Genomic DNA, 8539 nt, shown 5'->3' on the forward strand with positions numbered 1-8539 from the left:
TGGGCGCGCCGGTTTCCGCGGTCCCGACCGCCCGCGGCCAAGCGTGAGGGGCGGCACCCGGGAATCCGGATGCCGCCCCTCACGTGCGGTGATCGGTTACGCGGTGAGCTTCGCCAGGGCCGCGTCGATGCGGGCCAGCGTCTTCTCCTTGCCCAGGACTTCCAGGGACTCGAAGAGCGGCAGGCCGACGGTGCGGCCGGTGACGGCGACGCGGACCGGGGCCTGGGCCTTGCCGAGCTTGAGGCCGTGGGCCTCGCCGGCGGCCAGGACGGCCTCCTTGAGGGACTCGGCGGAGGTCCAGTCCGCGGAGTCCAGCTTCTCGCGGGCCGTGCGGAGCAGGGCGTCGGAGCCCTCCTTCATGGCCTTCGTCCAGGACGCCTCGTCGGAGACCGGCTCCGCCAGGAACAGGAAGTCGACGTTGTCGGTGATCTCGGAGAGCACCTTGAGGCGGGTCTGGGCGTGCGGGGCGATCGCGGCCCACTTGGCCTCGTCGAAGTCCTCCGGCGCCCAGGGGGCGAACGGGGCCTTCAGCCAGGGGGCACAGCGCGTGGTGAACTCCTTCACATCCAGCATGCGGATGTGGTCGCCGTTGATCGCCTCGCACTTCTTCAGGTCGAAGCGCGCCGGGTTGGGGTTCACATCGGAGATGTCGAAGGCGGCGACCATCTCCTCGATCGTGAAGATGTCCTTGTCCGCGGAGAGCGACCAGCCCAGCAGAGACAGGTAGTTGAGCAGGCCCTCGGGTAGGAAGCCCTGCTCGCGGTAGAGGTTCAGGGAGGACTGCGGGTCGCGCTTGGACAGCTTCTTGTTGCCCTCGCCCATCACGTACGGCAGATGGCCGAAGGCGGGGGTCTGCTTGGCGATGCCCAGCTCGGCCAGCGCCGCGTACAGCGCGATCTGGCGCGGGGTGGAGGAGAGCAGGTCCTCGCCGCGCAGGACGTGGGTGATCTCCATCAGGGCGTCGTCGACCGGGTTGACCAGCGTGTACAGCGGGGCGCCGTTCGCGCGGACGATGCCGTAGTCCGGCACGTTCTCCGGGGTGAAGGTCAGCTCGCCGCGGACCAGGTCCGTGAACGTGATCGTCTCGTCCGGCATCCGGAAGCGGACGATCGGGGTGCGGCCCTGGGCCCGGTACTCCGCGACCTGCTCGGCGCTCAGGTCACGGCAGTGGCCGTCGTAGCCGGAGGGCTTGCCGGCGGCGCGGGCGGCCTCGCGGCGGGTGTCCAGCTCGTCCTGGGAGCAGTAGCAGTGGTAGGCGCGGCCGGCGTCGAGCAGCTTCTGCGCGACGTCCCGGTAGATGTCCATGCGCTGCGACTGCCGGTACGGCGCGTGCGGCCCGCCGACCTCGGGGCCCTCGTCCCAGTCGAAGCCGAGCCAGCTCATCGCGTCGAGGAGCTGGTGGTACGACTCCTCGGAGTCGCGGGCCGCGTCGGTGTCCTCGATACGGAAGACCAGCGTGCCCTGGTGGTGCCGGGCGAACGCCCAGTTGAACAGGGCGGTGCGGACCAGGCCCACATGGGGGTTACCGGTGGGCGAGGGGCAGAAACGAACGCGTACGGGGGAGCCGGGTGCGCTAGCCACGCTTGACAACCTTGTTGGTGAGAGTGCCGATGCCTTCGATGGTGACGGCGACCTCGTCGCCGACGTTCAGGGGGCCGACCCCTGCGGGGGTGCCGGTGAGGATGACATCGCCGGGGAGCAGGGTCATGGCCTCGGAGATGTTGACGACCAGGTCCTCGATGGAGTGGATCATCTCGCTGGTGCGGCCGAGTTGGCGCTGCAGGCCGTTGACCGTGCACTGGATGGTCAGGTCGTTCGCGCGGGCGAGGTCCAGGTCCGTCTCCACCCAGGGGCCGAGCGGGCAGGAGGTGTCGAAGCCCTTGGCCCGGGCCCACTGCTTCTCGCGCTTCTGCACATCGCGGGCGGTGACGTCGTTGGCGCAGGTGTAGCCGAGGATCACGTCCTTGACGCGCTCGCGCGGCACCTCACGGCACATCCGGCCGATGACCACGGCCAGCTCGGCCTCGTGGTGCAGTTCCTCGGAGAACGGCGGGTACTGGATGTCGTCGCCGGGGCCGATCACCGAGGTGGACGGCTTGAAGAAGGCGAACGGTGCCTCGGGCACCTCGTTGCCCAGCTCGCGCGCGTGCTCGGAGTAGTTGCGCCCGAACGCCACGACCTTGTTGGGCAGGACCGGCGGGAGCAGCCTGACCTTGTTCAGCGGCACCTTCGTACCGGAGAGCTCGTGGTCGGCGAACGGGATGCCCTTGATGATGTCGAGGACGAGTTCGTCCTGCTTGTCGCCCTCGACCGCGCCGAAGGCGACGTTCCCGTCGATGGAGAACCTGGCGATGCGCACGGGATCCTTGCGCCCCTTACTGAGAACCGGCGTACTGACGCCCCAGGTTAACCGGTCGGACCGCCCGGCGTTCGGCCGGTGCGACGCGGCCGCGCCGCTTTTCCGGGGCGGGAAGCCGGGGCGGGAAGCCGGTGCGCGGACCCGTGCGCGAAGCGGTGCGGGAATGGGGCGGGCCGGAATTCCGGTTCGCGGTGTGCGGCTCGTGTCCCGGAGGGCGGCGCCCCGGGCCGTGCGGCGCGCCGGCGGCCGTGGGAGCGCTGCCGCCGGCCTGTTTCGCGTGATCTTCGCGTGATCCCGGAGTGTTCCGCACGATCACCGAGGCACTTGATCATTCGCACGATCACCGAGGCGCTTGATCGATCGAGGCGCCCGGAAATGCGGTCCGGGGAATTCCGGCATGCGCCGCACCCCGGAATTCAGCGGAACAGGTGATCGGCTACTCTCCGGCCGGGGCCGCCGCGCCCACCGGGACGTCCACCAGGATCGTGCGCCGGGGGTTGGCGGTGTGGGCCGGGAGGTCGAGGGAGTGCTCCGGCAGCTCGGCCGTCTGCAGCTCACCGGCGTCCTCAAGGTGCGCCAGAGTCGTGCGCCGCGGGTTGGCGATCTTGTGGAACATCATCGTCGTCTTCACCGTTGTCGTCCTGTGGCCTCTGGTCGAAGGGGTTTGCCGAGTCGGGGTTTACAGAGTCACCCCTGTTGTAAAGCGTCAGGCTAAACATCCGATTCCCCGCCGATGACGCCAACTGCCCACGATCTATGTGTGAGTTTGCTCACGACCTCGCAGACAATTCGGTCAAATCTGACTCGCAATGTGCCCACACGAAACGGACATTGACCCACTGAAGCCATCATTCCGCTCCTGATCATGGCGACTCAGACACCCGACACCGGGCAATGAATCGCAGAGATACGCCCGATATGTTCAGGATCGGCTTCCACGGCTGGTGACATGGCGCTCACAACCTGTCACGGAGGTCACAGCTCGGCTCACGGCCCTTGTTGGAGATCCGGCACTGTGCTGGAATTCCACGGACCGCCGCGGGTATCGAGCCGGCGCACAGGGGGCGCGACGCAGCGTCGTGTGGCGGCGAGACAGGGGAGAACCAGCGCCGGTCACTCCAGACCAACGGAGGGCGTTTTCAGGGCGCACTCCACAACGCCGACACCGTGTCCCTCCGTTCGCGCGGAGGGGCGCCTGGTCCAGAGGTTGCGACGCTAGTGCAGGGACGTTTCAAGAGGGATGGCAGCGCTTCGGCGGAGCCGGAGTCGCACAACGGGACTGGCCCCGTGAAGGGCAGCTCCTCGCCCCAGCACGCCCAGAACCCGGGTCCGGCCGCGTCCGGTGACGGCGGTCCGCGCAGCGGACGCCCCGGCGTGTCGTCCCCGACCGCCTCCACCGGGTCGGGCAACTCCGGCGCCTCCCCCGCGCCGGCCGTGAAGCCCGCGAAGGGCGCCACCGGCCCCGGTTCGCGCATGGCCCTGCGCAACTGGCGCATCTCCACGCGCCTGGTGTCGCTGCTCGCGCTGCCCGTGGTCGCGGCGACCTCGCTCGGCGCGCTGCGCATCGACCAGAACGTCAAGGACATCCAGCAGCTCGACAACATGAAGCTGCTGACGGACATGACCAAGCAGGCCACCGAGCTGGCCGCCGCGCTCCAGGAGGAGCGCGACCAGTCCGCCGGTCCCCTCGCGCACGGCCTGAGCGCCAACGACTACACGGTCAAGGGCTACGAGGAGAAGACCGACCGGGCCCGCGAGAACTTCCTCAACGCCTCCGAGCAGATCGACTCGGCCAGCAAGGGCGGCAACCTCCAGGGCGTCCGCGACGCGCTGGTCGGCCTCGCCAACCAGCTGGACGACCTGGCCAAGATCCGCAAGACGGCGTACAAGTCCCAGGCCAACTCGACCCAGACGATCGAGTCCTACCACCGGCTGATCACCCAGCTGATCGGCCTGTCCCAGGACATGGCCGAGGCGTCCAGCAACCCGGAGATGATCTCGCGCACCCGCGCCCTGGCGGCCTTCTCCACCGCCAAGGAGTACGCCTCCGTACAGCGCGCCACGATCGCCGCCGCGCTGCCCGCGACCACCACCACCAAGGGCAACCTCTCCGAGAACGACCGCCTGTACGGCCAGTCGGCCTACGAGAGCGAGAACTCGGAAATCGCGATCTTCCGGAAGATCTACGCGAGCAACAACGCCGAGGAACTCCTCAAGCCGATCGACGAGGGCAACCCGACGATCGAGTCCGCGGACACCTACGCCAAGCGCGTCTTCGACTCCCGCGACGGCATCCAGACCCTGAACGCCCGGTCGTACAAGGACTGGGTGGACGACAGCTCGACCAAGATCGAGCAGATGAAGAAGATCGAGCACACGCTGCTCGAGGACATGGAGCAGAAGGCCCGCGAGCTGAAGAGCGCCACCCAGCGTGACGCCATCATCTCCGGTGCGCTGATCCTGCTCGTGCTCGGCGTGTCGCTGGTCGGCGCGTTCGTCGTCGCCCGCTCCATGATCCGCTCGCTGCGCCGGCTGCAGGAGACCGCGACCAAGGTCGCCCAGGACCGGCTGCCCGAGCTGGTCAAGCAGCTGTCGGAGTCCGACCCGCAGGACGTCGACACCTCCGTGGAGTCGGTCGGTGTGCACTCCCGGGACGAGATCGGCCAGGTGGCCGCGGCCTTCGACGACGTGCACCGCGAGGCGGTCCGGCTCGCCGCCGAGCAGGCCCTGCTGCGGGGCAACGTCAACGCGATGTTCACCAACCTCTCGCGCCGCTCCCAGGGTCTGATCCAGCGCCAGCTGTCGCTCATCTCCGAACTGGAGTCCCGCGAGGCCGACCCGGACCAGCTGTCCTCGCTGTTCAAGCTGGACCACCTCGCCACCCGTATGCGCCGTAACGGCGAAAACCTCCTCGTCCTCGCCGGTGAGGAGCCGGGCCGCCGCTGGACCCGCCCGGTCCCGCTGGTCGACGTCCTGCGCGCCGCCGCGTCCGAGGTGGAGCAGTACGAGCGCATCGAGCTGGCCTCCGTGCCCACCACCGAGGTCGCGGGCCGCGTCGTCAACGACCTCGTGCACCTGCTCGCCGAGCTGCTGGAGAACGCGACGTCGTTCTCCTCGCCGCAGACCAAGGTCAAGGTCACCGGTCACGCGCTGCCCGACGGCCGGGTCCTGATCGAGATCCACGACACCGGTATCGGCCTCTCCCCCGAGGACCTCGCGGCGATCAACGAGCGACTCGCCTCGCCGCCCACCGTGGACGTCTCGGTCTCCCGCCGCATGGGTCTCTTCGTGGTCGGCCGGCTCTCCCAGCGGCACGGCATCCGCATCCAGCTGCGCCCCTCCGACTCCGGTGGTACGACCGCGCTGGTCATGCTGCCCGTGGACGTGGCCCAGGGCGGCAAGAAGCCCGCTCCGGGCAAGCCGGGCATGCCCGGTGGCACCGGCGGCCCCGCCGCCGCGCAGGCCGCCGCGGGTGCGGCCGCGGCCCGGCGGCAGACCGGCAACGCGGGCGGGGGTGCCCTCGGCGGCGCCCCGGCCGGCGGTGGTCTGCTCGGCGCCGGTCCCGCTCCGCGCGGCCAGGTCGGCGCCGGCCAGGGTCCCCGGGCCGCGCTGCCCGGCGCGGGCCAGGGCGGCCGTCCCGGTGCGCCGGGCGGTGCGCGTGGGCCCCAGGGCGGTCCCGGTGCCGCAGGTGACCCGCAGCAGGGCCGGCCGCAGCCCGCGGGTGCCGGCGCGGGCGGTTTCGGCGCTCAGGCGCCCGGCGCTCCGCAGGGCCTCACGGCCGCGAACCCGGGCGGCCCGCAGCAGGACGCCTTCGGCGGCCGTGGCCCGCGGCGGCCCGACGGCGCCGCCGAGCGGGGCCGCCGGCCCCAGCTGCCGCCGCGCGGCGGCCCGCAGGCCGAGCTGCCCGGCGGCGCCGACCAGCAGCGCACCCCGGGCTGGGCCGACCCCCAGGCCCCGCTGCCGCGTGCCGCGCTGGACACCCCGCGCGGCCACGACGAGCAGGACCCGGCGCACACCGCGCGTATGCCGCGCGTCGACGACCGGCACGGTCCGGGCTCGACCGCGGAGATACCGGCGATACCCCGGTTCGACGACCAGGATCCGTCCGCCACGGGCCAGTTCCCGCGTCCCGACGCGGACGGCCTGGGCGGCGCCCAGACCACGGGCCAGTTCGCCCGCCCGGACAACCCGCAGCAGACCGGCCAGTTCACGCGTCCCGAGAACCCGCGTCAGACGGACCAGTTCGCCCGTCCCGAGGCCGCACAGCTGCCCGGCCGGTTCGAGCCCGCCGACGGTGGCCGGGAGGACTCCGGTGCGTTCGTCCGCTCCGACGTCTTCGGCACGCCGGCAGCGCCGCGCCAGGACGACACCCCGCGGAACACGGGCCACAACACCGGCCAGTTCCCCGCTCCGCAGGGCTTCGACGGCGGCTACGACGGCGGCTCCACCGGGCAGCACGCCCTGCCCGGACGCCCGGACCCGGCGCACACCGGCCAGTTCGAGCGTCCGCAGCCGCCCGCCCGGGACGACTTCGGCGCCCCGCGCCCGCCGGCCCCGCAGCAGCGCCCCGCGCACCGTGGGCCACAGGCCCCGCAGCAGCGTCCGGTGCACCGTGAGCCGGAGGCACTGCCGCCGGCCGACGGCCCGGTCGACGGCCGTACCCCGCTGTACGACACGCTGGAGACCAACTGGTTCCACGGCGGTCCGCAGGAGGGCGCGCCCGCTCCGGCGCAGCCTCGGCAGCCGCAGGCACCCGCCCCGGCTCCGCAGCGCGGCCCCGGCGGCGGCCAGAACGGCCTCGGCGGCAATCAATACGGCAACGGCGGCAACCAGAACGGCGTCGGCGGCAACAACAACGCGAACGGCAACGGCCCGGCCACCGGCTCCTGGCGCACCTCGCCGAACGACGAACTCGTCCGGCAGGCCGAGCGCGTCCGGCAGCCGGCGGCGGGCGGTGTCACGACGTCCGGCCTGCCGCGCCGGGTACCCAGGGCGAACCTCGTCCCGGGTACGGCTCAGCAGCAACAGCACCAAGCCGGTCCGCAGGTCTCGCGTGCGCCTGACGACGTACGCGGGCGGCTGACCAATCTCCGTCGGGGCATCGCTCAGGGCCGGCAGGCCGGCAGCGGCCAGACCGGCAGCTACCCGAGCCCCACTCACCAGCAGGAGCGTTAGTTGAGTCCGATGAGCCAGGCGGCACAGAACCTGAACTGGTTGATCACCAACTTCGTGGACAACACCCCCGGGGTGTCGCACACGGTGGTGGTCTCCGCCGACGGCCTTCTGCTGGCGATGTCCGAAGGTTTCCCGCGGGACCGCGCCGACCAGCTGGCGGCCGTCGCCTCCGGGCTGACCTCGTTGACGGCCGGGGCCTCCCGGATCTTCGAGGGCGGCGATGTGGCGCAGACGGTCGTCGAGATGGAGCGCGGGTTCCTCTTCCTGATGTCCGTCTCGGACGGGTCGTCGCTCGCGGTCCTGGCCCACCCCGAGTGCGACATCGGTCTCGTCGGCTACGAGATGGCACTGCTCGTCGACCGCGCAGGGGCGGTACTCACCCCGGATCTGCGCGCCGAACTCCAAGGCAGTCTTCTTCACTGACCGCCCCCGGCACCACCCACCTCACCAAACCACCGTCCGGCCGACACAATCCCCCCACCGGCCCTCGACAGACGGCATGACCGACCGACTTGCTGTCCCGCCCGGAGGATTCATGACCCCGCCCACCGCCCATCACGATCCGTACGCGGAACCGTACGGGGACGAGGGCGACCAGCCGCTGGTCCGTCCGTACGCGATGACCGGCGGCCGGACCCGGCCGCGCTACCAGCTCGCGATAGAGGCCCTGATCAGCACCACCGCCGACCCGGCGGCGCTCATGGGACTGCTCCCGGAGCACCAGCGGATCTGCCATCTGTGCCGTGAGGTCAAGTCGGTCGCGGAGGTCTCCGCGCTGCTGGCCATGCCGCTCGGAGTGGCCCGGATCCTGGTGGCCGACCTCGCCGAGGCCGGCCTGGTCGCCATCCACCAGCCCGGTGGCGACGAGAACAACGGCGGCGCTCCGGACGTGACGCTGCTCGAAAGGGTGCTCAGTGGACTTCGCAAGCTCTGACGCGGGCCGGGCCACCACTTCCGCGAAGATCGTGGTGGCGGGCGGCTTCGGCGTGGGCAAGACCACGTTCG

At 71.2% G+C, this 8539-nt stretch carries 6 protein-coding genes and 1 pseudogene; 4 read left to right on the top strand and 3 right to left on the bottom strand.

Annotated features, from left to right (window positions below; genetic code table 11):
* Positions 1-96: 96 nt before the first annotated feature.
* The 3 genes from gltX to IE277_RS26585 form a co-directional block, all read right to left on the bottom strand.
* The gene (gene gltX, locus IE277_RS26575) at positions 97-1581 is read right to left on the bottom strand and encodes a glutamate--tRNA ligase (RefSeq protein ID WP_189956219.1); all 1485 of its coding nucleotides are present in this window, start codon (positions 1579-1581) and stop codon (positions 97-99) included.
* A complete protein-coding gene (locus IE277_RS26580) occupies positions 1574-2359 on the bottom strand; it encodes a fumarylacetoacetate hydrolase family protein (RefSeq protein ID WP_189956220.1) in 786 nt (261 codons plus the stop codon). The genes gltX and IE277_RS26580 overlap by 8 nt, the downstream gene beginning before the upstream one ends.
* Before the next feature lie 436 nt (positions 2360-2795).
* Complete coding sequence (locus tag IE277_RS26585; RefSeq protein ID WP_189956221.1) at positions 2796-2990, bottom strand: hypothetical protein; 195 nt, start codon at positions 2988-2990, stop codon at positions 2796-2798.
* Between the two features lie 587 nt (positions 2991-3577).
* Between IE277_RS26585 and IE277_RS26590 the strand changes: the two genes are divergently transcribed.
* From IE277_RS26590 to IE277_RS26605, 4 genes and pseudogenes are all read left to right on the top strand, one after another.
* Positions 3578-7534 (top strand): sensor histidine kinase, encoded by a 3957-nt coding sequence (locus IE277_RS26590; RefSeq protein WP_189956222.1) that lies wholly within the window; start codon positions 3578-3580, stop codon positions 7532-7534.
* Between the two features lie 9 nt (positions 7535-7543).
* Positions 7544-7957 carry a roadblock/LC7 domain-containing protein gene (locus IE277_RS26595; RefSeq protein WP_005479910.1) on the top strand — a complete coding sequence of 138 codons (414 nt, stop codon included), beginning with the start codon at positions 7544-7546 and terminating at the stop codon, positions 7955-7957.
* Positions 7958-8069: 112 nt separating this feature from the next.
* Positions 8070-8468: a DUF742 domain-containing protein gene (locus IE277_RS26600; RefSeq protein ID WP_009190816.1), complete on the top strand. Its 399-nt coding sequence runs from the start codon at positions 8070-8072 to the stop codon at positions 8466-8468.
* A pseudogene (locus IE277_RS26605) lies at positions 8449-8539 on the top strand (ATP-binding protein); the annotation flags it as partial. The gene IE277_RS26600 and the pseudogene IE277_RS26605, both read left to right, overlap by 20 nt.

Source organism: Streptomyces alanosinicus (genome assembly GCF_014650595.1).
Taxonomy (GTDB): domain Bacteria; phylum Actinomycetota; class Actinomycetes; order Streptomycetales; family Streptomycetaceae; genus Streptomyces; species Streptomyces alanosinicus.

Bases quoted from the DNA above. Each gene is read 5' to 3' on its own strand.
- IE277_RS26595 (WP_005479910.1), top strand. From the start codon at position 7,544: ATGAGCCAGGCGGCACAGAACCTGAACTGGTTGATCACCAACTTCGTG.
- IE277_RS26600 (WP_009190816.1), top strand. From the start codon at position 8,070: ATGACCCCGCCCACCGCCCATCACGATCCGTACGCGGAACCGTACGGG.